This is a genomic window from Achromobacter anxifer (assembly GCF_903652925.1).
In the GTDB taxonomy this organism is placed as follows: Bacteria; Pseudomonadota; Gammaproteobacteria; order Burkholderiales; family Burkholderiaceae_B; genus Achromobacter; species Achromobacter anxifer.
The window spans coordinates 1-17,491 of record NZ_CAHLAR010000003.1; the positions used below are offsets into that span (position 1 = coordinate 1).

The following is a 17,491-nucleotide window of genomic DNA, read 5'->3' on the forward strand; positions in this document are numbered from 1 at the left end:
CGCCGCGGGCGCAGGCATCGGCATGGGCGCGGCAACAGCTTGGCCAGCCAGCGCGTCCGCATCGGCGGGCGCCGGCGGGAACGGCCAACGAGCGGGCGCGGAACCGGGCCGCGCGCGGCGGCGCGGCTCGACGTCGGCCGCGGCCGTGCTCCAGGGCATCGCCATGCCGGCCACCCTGGCGCACCAGGCACGGGCGTGCTGCGCGCCGCGGCGCAGCGGATTCAGCGTGACAACGAGTTCATCCGACAAGACGGAAATATCAGCGGTGTTCATGGGAACTCCTTGGAAAGACGGTCGAGCGCCAGGCCAAACGCCCGGGCAGGCATCCGCGGCCGCAGCCGGCGGTCAATCGAACAATGACAACTGGCCTGCGGCCATGGCTTGCAACTGGCGCGCTGCGCGCCCGTGCGCGCCGCCGGCTGCGGGCGATACGGCAGGAAAAGGGACCCCTGAAGACGCTTGCGCGCCAGCCGGGGATAGGAAATCGGCCGTCCCCGCCGCAGAGGCGGCGGGAGGCAGGAAACGGTCGCAGTCCAGCGCCAGGCGATGGCGGTTCAGGCCCAGCTTGCGCGTGGCGATGGAGAAACGCTGGCGCAGCAGATCGGCCCAGACGCCGGTTCCGCGCATGCGGGACCCAAAATTGGGATCGTTGCGGCGGCCGTTGCGCAGGTCTTCGATGCGATGCAGGACGCGCTGGGCGCGGTCCGGGAAATGGGCGTTGAGCCAGTCCTCGAACAGGGTCTTGACCTCCCAGGGCAGACGCAAGACGGTGTAGCTGGCGTAGTGCGCGCCAGCCGCCTTGGACTCCTGGAGGATGTGTTCCATGGACTCGTCGTTGATGAACGGAATGATGGGCGCCACCAGCACGCCCACCGGCACGCCGGCGTCCGTCAGGCTGCGCACAGCTTCCAGGCGGCGCCACGGCGCGGCGGCGCGCGGCTCCAGCGTGCGGGCCATGCCGGCGTCCAGCGTGGTGATGCTCATGTAGACCACCACCAGCTTCTGCTCGGCCAGCGCGGCCAGCAGGTCCAGGTCGCGGGCGACCAGCGCGTTCTTGGTGACGATGGTGAGCGGATGGCGGGTTTCGAGCATCAGCTCCAGCAACCCGCGGGTCAGGCGCCATTCGCGCTCGATGGGCTGATAGGCGTCGGTGGCGGACCCGATGTTGATGGGCGATGGCTTGTAGCCGGGCCGGCTGAGTTCCGCGCGCAGGGCATCCACCGCATTGGCCTTGGCCACCAGACGGGTTTCGAAATCCAGGCCGGGCGACAGGCCCAGGTAGGAATGGGTGGGCCGGGCGTAGCAATACACGCAGCCATGCTCGCAGCCCCGGTACGGATTGACCGCCACGTCGAAGGGAATGTCGGGCGAGTCATTGCGCGACAGCATCTTGCGCGCTTCTTCGGCGGTGACCGTGGTCGTGGGAGCGGCACGCTCGAGGCGCGCGTCCGGCAGGATGGGAATGACCCGCGAGCCAGCCTGTGCGCCGGAGGATTCTTCGGGGGTATTATCGGGGACGGAATCTACGAAGTCGGCCGGCAGACCAGAGGAAGACCAGCCGTCGTCGACCTGCACGCGGTCATCGCGCTGAAAGCGATGCCGAACATTAGTAACCGCACCCCGACCGCGCAAGGCGGCGGGGGCGGCAGCCGGGGACCCAGAACCGGCGAGAAAAGAATGATCGGTGCGTGCCATGAAAACTACTGTACAAAAACACAGTGGTTTTGACAAGCACCAAAAGCCTTTTCGTAAGACAACCCCACTTTACCGCAAGACGCGGGCGACGTCCGGAGAATTCGATTTCACCAGGCGAGATCGCCCGGAAAGCCGCACCAATGCTGGATCTAGCAGAAAAACAACAGCTCCTGGAGGGCCGGAAATCCGTTGTTTTCCGGCCTCTTTGCGGCTACCGCAACATGCCGGCCGCGGCGGTCTGATGCGTGGCCTCGTCGATCAGGATAAAGGCGCCCGTGGCAGGCACATCGGCATAGCGATCGACCGCCAGCGCCTCGCGCGTGGTGAGCGTCACGCGTCCGATATCGTTCATGCGCAAGGAGCCTTCCGTGTTCTCCACTTCCTGCAGTTCGTGGATGTCGCGATGCGACAGCACCGCGCGAATCTTCGCGGAGGTCAAACGCGTGCCGGACTTCAGCAGATACTTGCGCGCCGGATTCAAGGCCTGCGCATCGAGCCAGCACAACTCGGCTTCGAATTCGCGCGTGACCTGCGCAGGCGCGGACGCATGTACGATCACGTCGCCGCGCGACACGTCCACGTCGCGGTCCAGCACCAGCGTGATCGAATCGCCCGCCACGGCTTCGTCCAGCGCGCGATCGAAGGCGCGCACTTCGCGCACCACCGCGGTCACGCCCGAAGGCTGCACCGCGATCTCGTCGCCCGGCCGCAACACGCCGCTCGCCACGCGGCCGGCGTAGCCGCGGAAATCGTCCTTGCGGTTGCCGTCGTGGCGCGCCACCCACTGCACGGGAAAGCGCAAGGGCAAGGCGCGGCCGTCGCCCGCCAGGTCCAGCGACTCCAGCAATGCCAGCAGGGGCTGCCCGTCATACCAGGGCGTCTGAGGCGACAGCGTGACGACGTTGTCGCCGTTCAGCGCCGACAAGGGCAGCGCGTCGAAGTGCTCGATGCCCAGCTTGTTGGCGAGGTCAGCATAGGCATTGCGGATGCGCTCGAACACGGCGCGGTCCCAGTCCACCAGATCCATCTTGTTGACGGCCACCACGATGTGGCGGATGCCCAAGAGGCGGGCGATGGTGCTGTGGCGCTTGGTCTGCGGCAGCAGCACGCCGTCGGCCGCGCGGGTGGCGTCGATCAGGATGACGGCGACGTCCGCCGTCGACGCGCCCGTGACCATGTTGCGCGTGTACTGCTCGTGCCCCGGCGCGTCGGCGATGATGAACTTGCGCGCGGGCGTGGAGAAGTAGCGGTAGGCCACGTCGATGGTGATGCCCTGCTCGCGCTCGGCCTCCAGGCCATCGGTCAGCAGCGAAAAATCGATGCCGTCGCCCGCCACCCGCTTGTGCTTGGCGCGCGAGATAGCGTCCAGCTGGTCGGCGAACACGCCCTTGCTGTCGTACAGCAGGCGACCGATCAGCGTGGACTTGCCGTCATCCACCGAACCCGCCGTGATCAGGCGCAGCACGCCCGTATCGGCGCCGGAAAGAAAAGAATCGTTTAGTGCGTTCATATGCGTCCCTGGTCGCCGGCCTCAGCCGGCGTTGCGTGCAATCAGAAATAGCCTTCCTTCTTGCGGCGCTCCATCGAGGCCTCGGAAGTCTGGTCGTCCATGCGCGTGGCGCCGCGCTCGGTAATGTCGGTCACCGCGGTTTCGGCGATGATGGCGCGGGTATCGGCCGCGTCGGACGCCACCGGGCAGGTGCAGGAAATGTCGCCCACTGTGCGGAAGCGCACCTGCAGGCGTTCGACCTGTTCGCCGTCCTGCGGCGGGGTCAGCCGCGTGACCGGCACCAGCAGGCCCTTGCGGCGCACCACCTCGCGCTCGTGGCTGTAATAGATGGACGGCAGCGCCAGCTGCTCGCGCTGGATGTATTGCCAGACATCCAGCTCGGTCCAGTTCGAGATCGGGAACACCCGCATGTTCTCGCCGCGATGCACGCGGGTGTTGAACAGGTTCCACAGTTCCGGGCGCTGGGCCTTGGGATCCCATTTTCCGAACTCGTCGCGAAACGAGAAGATGCGCTCCTTGGCCCGAGCCTTTTCCTCGTCGCGGCGCGCGCCGCCTATGCAGGCGTCGAAGCCGAATTCCTCGATCGCCTCCAGCAGCGTCACCGCCTGTGCCGCATTGCGCGAATCGGTCTCGCGGCGCAGCACCACGCTGCCGCGCGCGATGGAGTCCTCGACGCTGCGCACGATCAGGGTCTCGCCCAGCTCGGCCGCGCGCGCATCGCGGAAGGCGATGACCTCGTCGAAGTTGTGGCCGGTATCGATGTGCATCAGCGGGAACGGAAAACGCCCCGGCCGGAAGGCCTTTTCGGCCAGGCGCAGCAGCACCACAGAATCCTTGCCGCCCGAGAACAGCAGCACGGGCTTCTCGCTTTCGGCGGCGACCTCGCGCAGGATGAATATTGCTTCCGATTCCAGCCAATCCAGGTGGCTGCGTTGGATCACTGCAGACATATGCACTTCCCCTAAGACAGATTTTGAATTCGTGGGCCGCGTCAGTCGGCGCGCGCCGCGATGTTGATGACCCGGTTGCCCGCATGCAGGCCGCATTCCTTGGAGTCCGACGACTCCCACCACCAGCGCCCTGCCCTCAGGTCCTCGCCGGGCCGGATGGCGCGGGTACAGGGTTCGCAGCCGATGGACGGGTAGCCCTGGTCGTGCAGCGGGTTGTAGGGGATGCCCAGGGCGCGGATGACCGACCAGACCTCCTCTTCGCTCCACTCGGCCAGCGGATTGAACTTGTGGAGGCCGAAGGTCAGGTCGTCTTCTTCCAGCGGCAGTTCGCCGCGGGTGGTGGATTGCGCCCGCCGCTGCCCGGTGAGCCAGGCGCCGCGTCCGGCCAGCGCGCGCTTGAGCGGCTCGACCTTGCGGATCTGACAACAGGCCTTGCGCAGGTCCACGCTTTCATAGAAGGCGTAGGCGCCATGCGCGGCGACGTGCTGCTCGACCGATGCAGCCACCGGCCGGTACACGGAGACCTCGCGGCCGTAGTGCTCGCGCACGGCGTCCAGCACGCCCAGCGTTTCAGCATGCAGGCGTCCCGTATCCAGCGTGAAGACCTCCAGGTCCAGGCCGGCGCTGTAGATGGCGTGCGTCAACAGCATGTCCTCGGCCGCCAGCGAGGACGCCAGCGCGGCGTCCGGATAGCGCCGCTGGATGTCGGCCAGACGCGCGCCCAGATCGCGCCAGCGCGCCGCCAGGCCCGCCTCGAGTTCAATGGAGAGTTCGGAGGTGCTCATGATTGCGTCGCGAAAATGCGCGCCCGCCGGGGTCGCGCCAACAGTACTTCGCCATCGCGCAGGCCGAGCTCCCGGTACAGGGACTCGGGCACCTCGGCCTCGATGATGGCGTCGGAATCCTCGCTGGCCAGTTCCAGGTAGGCGCTGGGACCGGCGAGGAAGGCGTGCGCCAGGCGCACGGGAATGCCGTCCGCGCCGGCGCGGTAGCGCTCGACGTCGAACTCGTGCGGCCGCACGTAGGCCGTGGCGCGCTGGGCTTCAGCCTGCGCCAGGTCCGGCGCCGGCAGCGAAAGTCCCGCGCCGCTCCAGACGCCGCGCGTGGCAAACCCCTGCAGCTGGTTCACGTCGCCCAGGAAACCGTAGACGAAAGGCGTGGCCGGCTCTTCCCAGACTTCGCGCGGCGTGCCGACCTGCTCGATGCGGCCCGCATTCATCAGCACCACGCGGTCCGACACTTCCAGCGCTTCCTCCTGGTCATGGGTGACGAACACGCTGGCCACGTTCAGCTCGTCGTGCAGGCGGCGCAGCCAGCGCCGCAATTCCTTGCGCACCTTGGCGTCCAGCGCACCGAAGGGCTCGTCCAGCAGCAGCACCCGCGGCTCCACGGCCAGGGCTCGCGCCAGGGCGATGCGCTGGCGCTGGCCGCCGGACAGCTGCGCCGGATAGCGGTCCGCCAGCCAGTCCAGCTGCACCAGTCCCAGCAGGTCATGCACCTTGCGCTGAATCACGTCTTCGGAGGGGCGCTGCGAACGGTGCTTGACGCGCAGGCCGAAGGCCACGTTCTCGAACACCGTCATGTGCTTGAACAGCGCATAGTGCTGGAACACGAATCCGACCTGGCGCTGGCGCACGTCCACCGCGGTGGCGTCTTCGCCCGCGAACAGCACGCTGCCGGAATCGGCCGACTCCAATCCCGCGATGATGCGCAGCAATGTCGTCTTGCCACAGCCCGACGGGCCCAGCAACGCGACCAGCTCGCCCGTCTCGATATGCAGCGAGACGTCGTTCAGCGCGCGGAACTGGCCGAAACGCTTGGATAGATTGCGGACTTCGATACTCATGCGTGTCTCCTTCCGGGCCGCCGCGTCAGGCTAGGGCCGGCTTGATGGCGGCCGCCTGGCCGGGATACTCGACCGGCAGGTCGGCGGCTTGCAGAAAGCGCGCGTTGCGCCACTCGACGACGTTCTTGGCCACCAGCGTCACCAGCGCCAGCAGGGCCAGCAGCGACGCCACCGCGAACGCCGCGGAATACTGGTATTCGTTGTAGAGAATCTCGACGTGCAGGGTCATGGTGTTGGTCAGTCCGCGGATCTGCCCGGACACCACCGACACCGCGCCGAACTCGCCCATGGCCCGCGCATTGCACAGGATGGCGCCGTACAGCAGGCCCCACTTGATGTTCGGCAGCGTCACGCGCCAGAAGATCTGCCAGCCGCTGGCGCCCAGGGTCAGCGCGGCCTGTTCTTCCTCGCTGCCCTGCGCCTGCATCAGCGGAATCAGCTCGCGCGCGACGAAGGGAAACGTCACGAAGAGCGTCGCCAGCACAATGCCCGGCACGGCGTAGACGATCTTGATGTCATGCTCCTGCAGCCAACCGCCGAACCAGCCCTGGGTGCCGAACAACAACACAAACACCAGGCCGGCCACCACCGGCGACACCGAGAACGGCAGGTCGATCAGGGTGATCAGGAACTGCTTGCCGCGGAACTGGAACTTGGTGATCGCCCAGGCCGCCGCCACGCCGAACACCAGGTTCACCGGCAGCGCGATGGCCGCAACCAGCAGCGTGAGGCGAATGGCGGCCAGCGCGTCCGGCTCGACGATGGCATCCAGGTACAGTTGCCAGCCCTTCCTGAAGGCCTCTGCGAACACGGCCGCCAGCGGCACCAGCAGGAACAGCGTCAGGAATCCCAACGCGATGAACAGCAGCGCGCCGCGCACCCAGCGCGGCTCGGTGAGATGGGCGGGACGGTCCGCGGCGCTCATGCCAGCCTCCCGAGGTTGCGGCGGGCCTGCCAGCCCTGCAGCAGGTTGATGACGAGCAATAATGCGAACGACAGCACCAGCATCACCGTGGCGATAGCCGCGGCGCCGGCGTAATCGAATGCCTCCAGCTTGGCGATGATCAGCAGCGGCGTGATCTCCGACACCATGGGCATGTTGCCCGCGATGAACACCACCGAGCCGTACTCGCCCACCGCGCGCGCGAAGGCCAGCGCAAAGCCGGTCATCAAGGCCGGCATGATGATGGGCAGCAGCACCCGGCGTATGGTCTGCCAGCGGTTGGCGCCCAGGCTGGCCGCGGCCTCCTCGATCTCGCGCTCCACGTCTTCCAGCACCGGCTGCACCGTGCGCACCACGAACGGCACGCCGATGAAGATCAGCGCGATGACGATGCCCAGCGGCGTGAACGCCACCTTCCAGCCGAACCAGTCGGCCAGCGGCCCGCCCAGCCAGCCCTTCTGCGAATACAGCGAGGTCAGCGCGATGCCCGCCACCGCCGTGGGCAGCGCGAACGGCAGGTCGACCAGCGCGTCCAGGATCTTCTTGCCCGGGAAGCGGTAGCGCACCAGCACCCAGGCCACCACCGTGCCGAACACCAGGTTCACCAGCGCCGCGATCAGCGACGCGCCGAAGGTCAGCTTGTATGAAGCGAGCACCCGCGGCGCGGTCACTGCTTCCCAGAACCCCTGCCAGCCCAGTCCCGCGCTCTTGATCGGCAGGGCCGCCAGCGGAATGAGCACGAGCACGCTCAGGTACAGCACCGCGTAGCCCATCGAGATGCCGAATCCGGGCAGCACGCCCGGGCTGTTGCGCCGAAAGGCAAAAGGCGCTTGCGCGCCGCTTGCCGCCGGGTTCGAGGCTGTAGTCATGGCCGTCGTCCGAGTTCTATGGGCTTATTTCTTTTGCGGCAGATAGATCTGGTCGAAGGTGCCGCCATCGCTGAAGTGATCCTTCTGCGCCTTGCGCCAGCCGCCGAAGATCTTGTCGTCGATGGTCACGAGCTTGACCTTGGGGAACTTGCTTTCGTACTTGGCGGCCACGGTCTTGTCGATGGGCCGGTAGTAGTTCTTGGCGATGATTTCCTGCGCGGTGGGCGTGTAGAGGAATTCCAGGTAGGCCTGCGCCGCGGCGCGGGTTCCCTTCTTGTCCACGACCTTGTCGACCACGGCGACCGGGGGCTCGGCCAGGATGGACAGCGACGGCACCACGATGTCGAACTTGTCCGGACCCAGCTCTTCGAGCGCCAGGAAGGCCTCGTTCTCCCAGGCCAGCAGCACGTCGCCCACGCCGCGTTCCACGAAGGTGGTGGTGGCGCCGCGCGCGCCGGTGTCCAGCACCGGCACGTGCTTGAGCAGGTCGCCCACGAAAGCGCGGGCCTTGTCTTCGCTGCCGCCGTTCTTCTCCAGCGCGTAGGCCCAGGCGGCCAGGTAGTTCCAGCGCGCCCCGCCCGAGGTCTTGGGATTGGGGGTGATGACCTGCACGCCGTCCTTGACCAGGTCGTCCCAGTCCTTGATCTGCTTGGGGTTGCCCTTGCGCACCAGGAACACGATGGTGGAGGTGTAGGGCGAGCTGTTCTGCGGCAGGCGGGCCTGCCAGTCGGCCGGCAGCAGCCCGCGGTCGGCCACGGCGTCGATGTCGTAGGCCAGCGCCAGGGTCACCACGTCGGCTTCCAGGCCGTCGATGACCGAGCGCGCCTGGCGGCCGGAGCCGCCGTGCGATTGGCGGATGGTCAGGTCGACGTTGGCCTTTTCCTTGTATTGCTTGATGAAGGCGTCGTCTATCGCGCGGTACAGCTCGCGCGTCGGGTCATAAGAGACATTCAGCAGCGTCTGCTTTTGCTGCGCCTGCGCCGGCGCCATCGCGGCAAACGACATCGTTACTGCGGCCAAGGCGGCCAACCAACCGGCTTTCCTGAAAGACATCCCTTGCTCCCTGTGTTCGGCAATGTGGAAGCAAGTGTGCTGGCTGGGCGTTCTGAACGGAACGAATCATTATTTGGTTGCTCATCGCCCGCAGGCATATAGGACAGGCATCCCAACAATGTGTATGCGCTCCTTCCCGTGCGCGCCCTGCCGCACGCGCCTCAAAGAAAAACCGCCGCCCTCCCCATGGGAAAGACGGCGGTTGTACGCGGGGCTCGGCCCCACGGTTTCCGAATTTACTTATTCGGTTGCGGCGTGATGCGCAGGTAGGGGCGCACGGCCTTGTAGCCCTTCGGGAACTTCTGCTTGATCACGGCCTCGTCCTGCAGCGACGGGACAATGATCACGTCGTCGCCGTCCTCCCAGTTGACCGGCGTGGCCACGCTGTGGCTGTCGGTCAGCTGCAGCGAATCGATGACGCGCAGGATCTCGTTGAAGTTGCGGCCGGTGTTGGCCGGATAGGTGATGGTCAGGCGCACCTTCTTGTTGGGATCGATGATGAACACCGAGCGCACGGTCAGCGTGGCGTTGGCGTTCGGGTGGATCATGTCGTAGAGCTCGGACACCTTGCGGTCCTTGTCCGCCAGGATCGGGAAATTGACCTTGGTGGACTGCGTGTCGTTGATGTCCTCGATCCACTTGGTATGCGAATCGGCGCCGTCGACCGACAGGGCCAGCACCTTCACGTTGCGCTTGGCGAACTCGTCGGCCAGCTTGGCGGTGTAGCCCAGTTCGGTGGTGCAGACGGGCGTGAAATCGGCCGGGTGCGAGAAAAGAACACCCCAGCTGTTGCCCAGATACTCATGGAAGCGGATCGGGCCGGCCGAGGATTCCTGTTCGAAATCAGGGGCGGTGTCGCCCAGGCGTAGATGACTCATGATGTCTCCTGTGTGCGGATTCAGGTTGGGGGCTGGCCGCCCGTCGCGGCGGGCGGCGCAGGAACTGCGTTTCGTGGCGAAAGCTAGCGCCTGGGAAACGATTCTTCCATCAAACCTTTAGCCGGGGAAATACGCAAGTCATATAACCTTATGCAATATTCAAACCGGCGCCGCAGGCGTCCGCCACGACGCCTGCGCGCACGGCGGCGGACAGCGCCAACGCGCGCGGCAGGATATGCGCGGCATAGAACAATCCGGTCGCCAGCTTGGCCGCATGGAACGGGTCGGTGGACCCGGTGGCCTGGAGACGGCGGCAGGCCAGCACGGCGCGCGCCATCTGCCAGCCGCCATGCACCACGCCGGCCAGCATCAGATAGGGCACGCTGCTGGAATAGACGGCCCGGATATTGCTCGGGGACTGCTCCAGGATGAATGCCACGCCGGCCTCGTAGGCCTGGATGGCGCTGTCCAGGTTGTCGCGCAGCAGGCGCAGCCCGTCGCGGTCGCCGGCGCTTGCGCGCGCGGCCTCTGCCTCGACCGCGCGCAGCGTCTCGCGCATCGCCGCGATGGCCGCATGGGCGGTGGCGCCGCCGTCGCGCTGCGTCTTGCGGCTGACCAGGTCGTTGGCCTGGATGGCGGTCGTGCCTTCGTAGATAGGCAGGATGCGCGCGTCGCGGTAGTACTGCGCCGCGCCGGTTTCCTCGATGTAGCCCATGCCGCCATGGACCTGCACGCCCAGCGACGCGACCTCGACCGCGGTCTCGGTCGAGAAGCCCTTGACGATGGGAACCATGTATTCATAAAAGGCGCGGTTGCGCGCCCGCTGCTCCGGATCCGGATGATGCGTGCCCTTGTCGTGCGCGGCCGCGGCCACATAGGACACGGCGCGAGCCGCCTCGGTCAGCGCCTTCATGGTCAACAGCATGCGCTGCACGTCGGGATGGCGCACGATAGCCACCGGGCCGGCCGATCCTTCGACGGCCCGCCCCTGCACCCGCTCCTGCGCGTAGGCCAGGGCGTGCTGGTAGGCGCGTTCGGACACCGCGATGCCCTGCTGCCCCACCGAGTAGCGGGCGGCGTTCATCATGACGAACATGTATTCCAGGCCGCGGTTCTGCTCCCCGACCAGATAGCCGATGGCGCCCTCGCCCACCTCGCCCTTGCCCGATCCGTACAACAGCACGGCGGTGGGGCTGCCATGTATGCCCAGCTTGTGCTCCAGCGACGCGCACCACACGTCGTTGCGCTTGCCCAGGCTGCCGTCGGGCTGCACCAGGAACTTGGGCACGATGAAAAGCGAAATGCCCTTCACGCCGGCTGGCGCATCCGGCGTGCGCGCCAGCACCAGGTGGATGATGTTCTCGGCCAGGTCGTGGTCTCCATACGTGATGAAGATCTTCTGGCCGCTCAGCCGGTAGCTGCCGTCGTCCTGCTTCACCGCGCGCGTCGTCACCAGCGCCAGGTCCGAACCGGCCTGCGGCTCGGTGAGATTCATGGTGCCGGTCCACTTGCCGCCTATCAGCTGGGGCACGTACTGCTTGCGCTGCGCCTCCGATCCCACGGTCAGCAAGGCCTCGATCACGCCGTCCGTCAGCATCGGGCACAAGGAAAACGCCAGGCTGGCCGCCTGGATGTTCTCGCCCGGCGCCGCCGCGACCAGCTTGGGCAGTCCCTGTCCGCCCCAGGCCGCGGGGTGCTGCAAGCCCTGCCAGCCGCCCGCCGCGTAGTCCTTGAACCCCTGCGCGTAACCCGGCGTCGTGGTGACCTGGCCGTCCCGCCACACCGGCGGATGCGTATCCCCGGCCACGTTCAGCGGCGCCACGGCCTGTTCGACGAAGCGGCCGTTCTCTTCCAGGATGGCGTCCACCAGGTCCGGCGTCACCTCCTCGAAGCCGGGCAGCTTCAGGACCTCATCGAGCCCGGCCAGCTCCTTCAAGGCAAAGCGGAAGTCCTGCAGCGGGGTTACGTAGGGCATGTTGTCTCCGTCAATTGGCAGTCTCTAGGCTTTCTCTGGCCAATCTTAAACCCTTGCTTCCCTCCTTGCGGGCGTAGTCCCCGAACGCGGCCAACGATGCGGACGGCGTCACTTCCTCATAGCCTGCCGCCATGCCCTGCTGCACGTCGGACAGCGCCAGCACCTCGTTGCTGGCCTTGAACAGCGTATCCAGCACTTCCGGCGGCGTGCCCTTGGGAGCATAGATGCCCCACCAGTTTGAAACATCGTAGCCGGGCACCGTCCGTGCGATGGGCGGATAGGGCAACAGCCGCGAGGGCTGGCCGGACGTGACCGCCAGCGCCACCACCTTGCCGGTATCGATCACCGACTTGGCCGAAGGCGCCGTGGCGAACGAGATGTCGGTGTCGCCGGCCGCCACCGATTGCGCCGCCGCGGCGCCTCCCTTGAAGGGGATATGCATCAGCTTCACGCCGGCAAGCGTCATGAACTCGACCGCCGCCAGGTGCGTGATGACGCCGTTGCCGGACGAGGCGACATTGATGGATCCCGGCCTGCTCTTGGCGCGGTCGATCAAGTCCTGCACGCTTTTCAGCCCCAGCTTCGCGTTCGCGATCAACACCATGGGGCCGGTGGTGAGCTGCGCCACGGGCACGAAGCTGTCCGGCGTGTAGTCCACCTTGTACAGCGCGCTGTCGCTGCCCATGACGCTGGAATTTCCCAGGTACAGCGTGTAGCCGTCGGGCGCGGCGCGCGCGGCAAGGCTGGCGCCAATCGTCGACCCCGCGCCTGGGCGGTTTTCGACGACGACAGGCTGCTTCAGCTGCCTGGCAAGCGCATTCGCGTAAACGCGGCCCACCTGATCCGCCCCGCCACCGGGCGGAAATCCGATCACCAACGTCAAGGGCTTGGCGGGGTACGGGGCTGCGGCATGCGCCCAGGGCATCGCGGACAGGGTGGCAGCGGCGACAAGCGCGGCGCCGCAGGCAGCAATAGCGGATTTCATATTTGTCTCCTTTGGTGGAATCGGAGCCGCTTTTGGCGCGGCTCTCCGGTCATGCGCCGGCCGCTTCAGCAGCCGGTGAAATTCGGCGCGCGCTTTTCCTTCCACGCCTTCGCGCCTTCGGCCAGATCCTGGGATTGCTCGGAACGCAATACCGCCTGCTCGATGCCGGCCAGGTCGAGTTCGCCCCGCGCGATGCGGTTCAAGTGCGCTTTCACGCCGAACAGCGGGATCGGCGCCATCGCCGCGATCTGCGCGCTCAAGGCATCCAGCCGGGCGTGCAACTGTTCCTCCGGCACCAGTTCGGTCAGGAATCCGATGCGCAGCATTTCGTCAGCCTTGAGTTTTTCCGCTGTGAGGAACAGTCGCTTGGCCTGGTCCAGGCCCAACCGCGTCACGTAGCGCGACATGCCCCCCGGATAGAAGTGCAGTCCCAGCCGCGTGGCCGGCATGAACATGTCGGCCTGCGGCGTGCCGATGCGGAAATCGCAGGCCAGGCACAGATCGGTGCCGCCGCCATAGGCCCCGCCCTGCACCGCAGCGATCGTCACGGGCCGCGCCGCCTCGATCAGGTCCATGGTCTGGCCGAAGTAGAGGGAGCTGGGCGCGTTGTCCGAAGCCAGCGACGATATGTCATAGCCGCTGCAGAAGTACTTGCCCTCGGACTGGAAGCGCAGCACCCGTACCGCGTCGTCCTCATTGACCCTGTCCAGATGCTCCCTGAGCACGGCCAGATCCTGCGGGGCCAGCCGGTTGGCGTGGCCGGGCCGGCGCAAGAGGATCGTCGCGACGTGTCCGTCGACGGACAGGCTGGGCGTATCGGCCGGCGCGGTCATGCCGGAACCTCTGCCTGATGCGCCACGCCCTCGGCCAGCAAACGATCGATCTCGGCCTGCGCCATCCCGTAGCGCGCGAAGACCTCGCGCGTGTGCTGGCCGAAGACGGGCGGAGCGCGGCGGCTGGCCGCCTGCGCGCCGCTCAGGCCCAGGGGCAGATCCACCTGCCGCAATTCGCCCAGCAGCGGGTGGCCCAGGGTGCGCACCAGTCCGCAAGCCTGCACCTGGGCATCGGCGAACACGTCTTCAAGGGTGTTGATGGGCCCTGCCGGAATGCCGCCGTCGATCATCAGCGCGGTCCACTCCATGCGCGTCTTGCGCTTGAGCCCAGCCTCCAGCTCCTGCTTCAAGGCATAGCGATGCTGCATGCGCTCGGCATTGGTGAGGAAGCGCTCGTCGGACGCGAGGTGCGGGAGCCCGAGTATGTTGCACAGCCTGACCCACATCGCCTGGGTCGCGGGCGCCAGGTTGAGCGGGCCGTCCGCGGTCTCGAAGGTGCCGTAGGGCGCGATGACCGGGTGCACGTTGCCGCAGGGTTCGGGGACCTCTCCCTTGCTGAGATAGCGCTGGCCCTGGACGCTGAGCAGCGCCATGAGGCCCGCCAGCAGCGAGGTTTCCACATGCTGTCCGAGTCCGGTCGAGGCGCGCTGCGCGACGGCGGACAGGATGCCGATCGTCAGCCACATGCCCGCGGTCAGGTCGCCAACGGCCACGCCCACCCGCGTCGGTCCCGACTCCGGCGTGCCCGTAAGGCTCATGAAGCCGGAATAGCCTTGCGCAACCTGGTCGAACCCGGCCCAGTCCCGCGCCGGCCCCTTGCTGCCGAAGCCGGAAATCGACGCCATGATCAGGCCCGGGTGTTCTGCCGCCAGCGACTCGTATCCCAGGCCCATGCTGTCCATCGTGCCGACCTTGAAGTTCTCGACCACGATGTCGGACGCCAGGGCCAGCTTGCGCAGCAGTGCCAGCCCTTCAGGCTTGCGGAAGTCCACGCCTATGCCTTGCTTGCTGCGGTTGGCACTAAGATAATAAACACTTATGTCTTTATCGAAAGGGCCCCACTGCCGCGCCATCTCGCCCGCAGGCATGGGTTCCACCTTGACGACCTCGGCGCCCAGGTCCCCAAGAATCATTGTGCAGAAGGGCCCGGACAACGCGCGGGTCAAATCCAGCACCTTCAGCCCTGCCAGCGGCAGACTCATGTTCGTTCTCCCTTGATGCGAGGCCCATTCTAGGCAGTGCACCAAGAGCACCGAAAATACTATTTTCCGATCCATTCATAAGATTTTCTTATTCCATGAATCTGCGCCAACTCAAGTACTTCGTCCGCGTCGTCGAAATGCGCAACATGACCCGCGCCGCCGAAAGCCTGCACGTGGCGCAGCCGGCGCTCAGCCAGCAGATGGCGCTGCTGGAGGAAAGCCTGGGGGTGTCATTGCTGGTGCGGGGCGTCAAGGGCGCGCAGCCCACCGCGGAAGGCCTGCTGCTGTACCGGCATGCGCAAACCATCCTGCGCCAGGTCGACAGCACCCGCAGCCTGCTGTCCAAGACCGCGGATCAGGTCACCGGCACCGTGTCGATCGGGCTGGCCTCCAGCACCGCCCGCATCCTGGCCCTGCCGCTGATGCGCCGCGCCAAGGCGGAGCTGCCGTCGGTGGTGCTGGAAATCGTCGACGTGCCCAGCGCCGACCTGACCAAACTGGTCCTGCAGGGCCGCATCGATTTCTCCCTGTCGCCGGACCAGCAGCCCATGCAGGGCCTGCTACGCACGCCATTCCTGCGCGAAAGCCTGTTCCTGCTGGCCCACTCCAGCGTGGCGCTGCCGCGCCGCAGCCTGACCATCGCCGACTTCGCCGACTTGCCGCTGGTGCTGCCCAGCCTGCCGAATACGCTGCGCGCGCGCCTGGACCATGCCTTCCTGACGGCGGGACTGACCTGCAATCTGTTCGCCGAAGCCAGCACCTCGGCCATCCTCGTGCCCGCCGTGCGCAGCGGGATGGCGGCCACGATCCTGCCCTGCTCGGCCGCGCAGCCCGAGATCGAGGAAGGCTCGATCGTGGCGCACGCGCTGGACGACAGCCTCTCGCGCGAGCTGGTGCTGTGCGCCAGCGAGAGCCAGCCTCCGACGCCCGCAGTAAGCCAGGTCATGGCCTTGTGCAAGGACGAAATAAAACGCCTGATCGACGATCAGGCGTGGCAGGGATGCGCGCTGCTGCAGCGGGGTCCGCGCTAGGCCAGATGGTGCGCCAGCGACACAATGATGGGGCCCAGCACCGGCAGCAGCACGTTGGCGATGGCATAGGTCACCGTATAGCCCAGCAGCGGCACGGAGCTGCCGCTGGACGTCAGGATGGCGCTGATGGCCGGCGTGCTGACGTGCTGGCCGGCAATCGCGCCGACCAGCAGGGGGCCTTCGATCTTCAGGATTTTGTGGCCCAGCCATAGCGACAGGCAGGCCGGTCCCAGCGACACCAGCAGGCCTATCAGCGGCAGCACCGCGCCATGCTCCTTGATCAGCGAGATGGCCTCGGGCCCCGCGGACAGGCCGACGCAGGCCACGAACACCGCCAGCCCCAGATCCTTCAACAACTGCACCGCATGGTCCGGCATATGGCCCAGCGCGGGGCGCTTGGCGTTGATCCAGCCGCACACCAGGCCGCTGACCAGCGCCCCGCCGCCGCTGCCCAGCGACACGGGGATGCCCCAGAGCCGTGCGCTCAGGCTGCCGATCAGCAGGCCGGCCAGGATGCCGAACGCCAGGAACACCAGGTCGGTCACGCCGCTGCGGCGCAACTCATTGCCCAGCGCCGCGCCGGCCTGCGACAGTTCAGGCTCCGCGCCGACCAACGTGACCAGATCGCCGTACTGCACCACGGTGGACGGCGTGATCGGCAGCGCATGGCCCGAACGCACGATGGACTGCAGGAACACGCCGCGCGCGCGCTGCGCGTTCGGCCGCTTCGCCAGTTCGCCGACGGTATGGCCGTTAACGGCCTTCTTGCTGACGATGACCGCCAGCTCCTGCAGCTGCAGGTCATCGGCATGCGCCTCCGGCAGCTGGATCTCGGGTCCGATGACCGTGCCCGCGCGTAGCGCGAAGCGGCGCAGGCCCAGCACCACCACGATGTCGCCCGTGGCCAGCCTGTCCTCGGGCGTGGCGTCCACCGCCTCGCCATTGCGCAGGATGCGGCTGATGACGGTGCGCCCGCCCAGCTCGGCCTCCACTTCGCCCACGCTTTTGCCGTCGGCGTCCTTGACCACGTGCGAGCGGCCGACCAGCCGCGGCAACGTCGGCATGTTCACTTCCTCGCTGTCGCCGCTCGTCGCCCCCAGTTTTTGCTCCAGCGCCTTGGAGGCTTCGCGCAGATTCATGCGCAGCAGCGCCGGCGCGATCTGGCTGGTAAAGAAGACGATGCTGATCAGACCCACCAGATAGGTCAGCGTGTAGGCCGTGGCGATATTGGCCTCCATGCGCTGGACCTCGGCGTCCGCCAGCCCCAGGTGCTTGAGCGCCTCGGCGGCGGTGCCGACCACGGCGGACTCGGTGGCCGCGCCGGCGGCCAGGCCGGCCGCGGTGCCGGCATCCAGGCCGAACAGCGGCACCGCGGTCAACACGATGGTCAGCACCAGCAGGGCCTCGACCAGCGGCAGCGCGATGTACCGCAGGCTGGAGCGGTTCAGGTTGGCGAAGAACTGCGGCCCGCCCGAATACCCCATGGCGAAAATGAACAGGGCGAATGCGACATCCTTCAGGTCGCCGCGCATCTGGCAACCCGTCTGGCCGATCAGCAGGGCGACGATGAGTGTGCCGCACACTCCGCCCAGCTGGATCGGCCCGACTTTCAGCTTGCCGATCAGGTATCCCAAGCCCACCGTCACGAACAGCACTGCGATGGGAACGCTATTGAAAAACCCGACGGTGCAAGTCATGTCGTCATGTCGCCCTGGAGGTTG

At 66.8% G+C, this 17,491-nt stretch carries 15 protein-coding genes and 1 pseudogene; 1 reads left to right on the forward strand and 15 read right to left on the reverse strand.

The features are described from left to right. The 14 genes and pseudogenes from HWY37_RS09315 to HWY37_RS09380 form a co-directional block, all read right to left on the reverse strand. Positions 1 to 273: pseudogene (locus tag HWY37_RS09315) on the reverse strand (hypothetical protein); the annotation flags it as partial. Between the two features lie 72 nt (positions 274 to 345). Next, complete coding sequence (locus tag HWY37_RS09320) at positions 346 to 1,695, reverse strand: PA0069 family radical SAM protein (RefSeq protein ID WP_176088504.1); 1,350 nt, start codon at positions 1,693 to 1,695, stop codon at positions 346 to 348. Between the two features lie 211 nt (positions 1,696 to 1,906). Then, positions 1,907 to 3,205 carry a sulfate adenylyltransferase subunit 1 gene (locus tag HWY37_RS09325; RefSeq protein ID WP_175210876.1) on the reverse strand — a complete coding sequence of 433 codons (1,299 nt, stop codon included), beginning with the start codon at positions 3,203 to 3,205 and terminating at the stop codon, positions 1,907 to 1,909. 41 nt (positions 3,206 to 3,246) lie between these two features. Continuing rightward, positions 3,247 to 4,155, reverse strand: a complete 909-nt coding sequence (gene cysD, locus HWY37_RS09330) for a sulfate adenylyltransferase subunit CysD (RefSeq protein WP_175210878.1) — start codon at positions 4,153 to 4,155, stop codon at positions 3,247 to 3,249. Between the two features lie 41 nt (positions 4,156 to 4,196). Beyond that, the gene (locus HWY37_RS09335; RefSeq protein ID WP_175210880.1) at positions 4,197 to 4,940 is read right to left on the reverse strand and encodes a phosphoadenylyl-sulfate reductase; all 744 of its coding nucleotides are present in this window, start codon (positions 4,938 to 4,940) and stop codon (positions 4,197 to 4,199) included. Continuing rightward, complete coding sequence (locus tag HWY37_RS09340; RefSeq protein ID WP_175210882.1) at positions 4,937 to 6,001, reverse strand: sulfate/molybdate ABC transporter ATP-binding protein; 1,065 nt, start codon at positions 5,999 to 6,001, stop codon at positions 4,937 to 4,939. The genes HWY37_RS09335 and HWY37_RS09340 overlap by 4 nt, the downstream gene beginning before the upstream one ends. Positions 6,002 to 6,026: 25 nt before the next feature. Next, positions 6,027 to 6,926 carry a sulfate ABC transporter permease subunit CysW gene (cysW, locus tag HWY37_RS09345; protein ID WP_175210884.1) on the reverse strand — a complete coding sequence of 300 codons (900 nt, stop codon included), beginning with the start codon at positions 6,924 to 6,926 and terminating at the stop codon, positions 6,027 to 6,029. After that, positions 6,923 to 7,813, reverse strand: a complete 891-nt coding sequence (cysT, locus tag HWY37_RS09350) for a sulfate ABC transporter permease subunit CysT (RefSeq protein ID WP_175210886.1) — start codon at positions 7,811 to 7,813, stop codon at positions 6,923 to 6,925. The genes cysW and cysT overlap by 4 nt, the downstream gene beginning before the upstream one ends. Before the next feature lie 24 nt (positions 7,814 to 7,837). Further along, positions 7,838 to 8,818, reverse strand: a complete 981-nt coding sequence (locus tag HWY37_RS09355) for a sulfate ABC transporter substrate-binding protein (protein WP_246302247.1) — start codon at positions 8,816 to 8,818, stop codon at positions 7,838 to 7,840. Between the two features lie 284 nt (positions 8,819 to 9,102). Beyond that, positions 9,103 to 9,744: a peroxiredoxin gene (locus HWY37_RS09360; RefSeq protein WP_176088505.1), complete on the reverse strand. Its 642-nt coding sequence runs from the start codon at positions 9,742 to 9,744 to the stop codon at positions 9,103 to 9,105. Positions 9,745 to 9,892: 148 nt separating this feature from the next. Beyond that, positions 9,893 to 11,719, reverse strand: coding sequence for an acyl-CoA dehydrogenase (locus tag HWY37_RS09365; RefSeq protein ID WP_175210890.1), 1,827 nt, complete (start codon positions 11,717 to 11,719; stop codon positions 9,893 to 9,895). 10 nt (positions 11,720 to 11,729) lie between these two features. Then, entirely contained in the window at positions 11,730 to 12,704 is a 975-nt protein-coding gene (locus HWY37_RS09370; protein WP_175210892.1) for a tripartite tricarboxylate transporter substrate-binding protein, read from the reverse strand. Between the two features lie 65 nt (positions 12,705 to 12,769). Next, on the reverse strand, positions 12,770 to 13,537 hold the full coding sequence (locus HWY37_RS09375) for an enoyl-CoA hydratase/isomerase family protein (protein WP_175210894.1): 768 nt from the start codon (positions 13,535 to 13,537) through the stop codon (positions 12,770 to 12,772). Further along, entirely contained in the window at positions 13,534 to 14,739 is a 1,206-nt protein-coding gene (locus tag HWY37_RS09380) for a CaiB/BaiF CoA transferase family protein (RefSeq protein ID WP_175210896.1), read from the reverse strand. The genes HWY37_RS09375 and HWY37_RS09380 overlap by 4 nt, the downstream gene beginning before the upstream one ends. A gap of 95 nt (positions 14,740 to 14,834) precedes the next feature. On the opposite strand from HWY37_RS09380, the gene HWY37_RS09385 reads away from it, so the two are divergent. Beyond that, complete coding sequence (locus HWY37_RS09385) at positions 14,835 to 15,770, forward strand: LysR substrate-binding domain-containing protein (RefSeq protein WP_175210898.1); 936 nt, start codon at positions 14,835 to 14,837, stop codon at positions 15,768 to 15,770. Here the strand turns inward: HWY37_RS09385 and aspT are convergent. Then, positions 15,767 to 17,467: an aspartate-alanine antiporter gene (aspT, locus tag HWY37_RS09390; RefSeq protein ID WP_175210900.1), complete on the reverse strand. Its 1,701-nt coding sequence runs from the start codon at positions 17,465 to 17,467 to the stop codon at positions 15,767 to 15,769. The two genes, HWY37_RS09385 and aspT, sit on opposite strands and share 4 nt — an antisense overlap. Between the last annotated feature and the right edge of the window lie 24 nt (positions 17,468 to 17,491).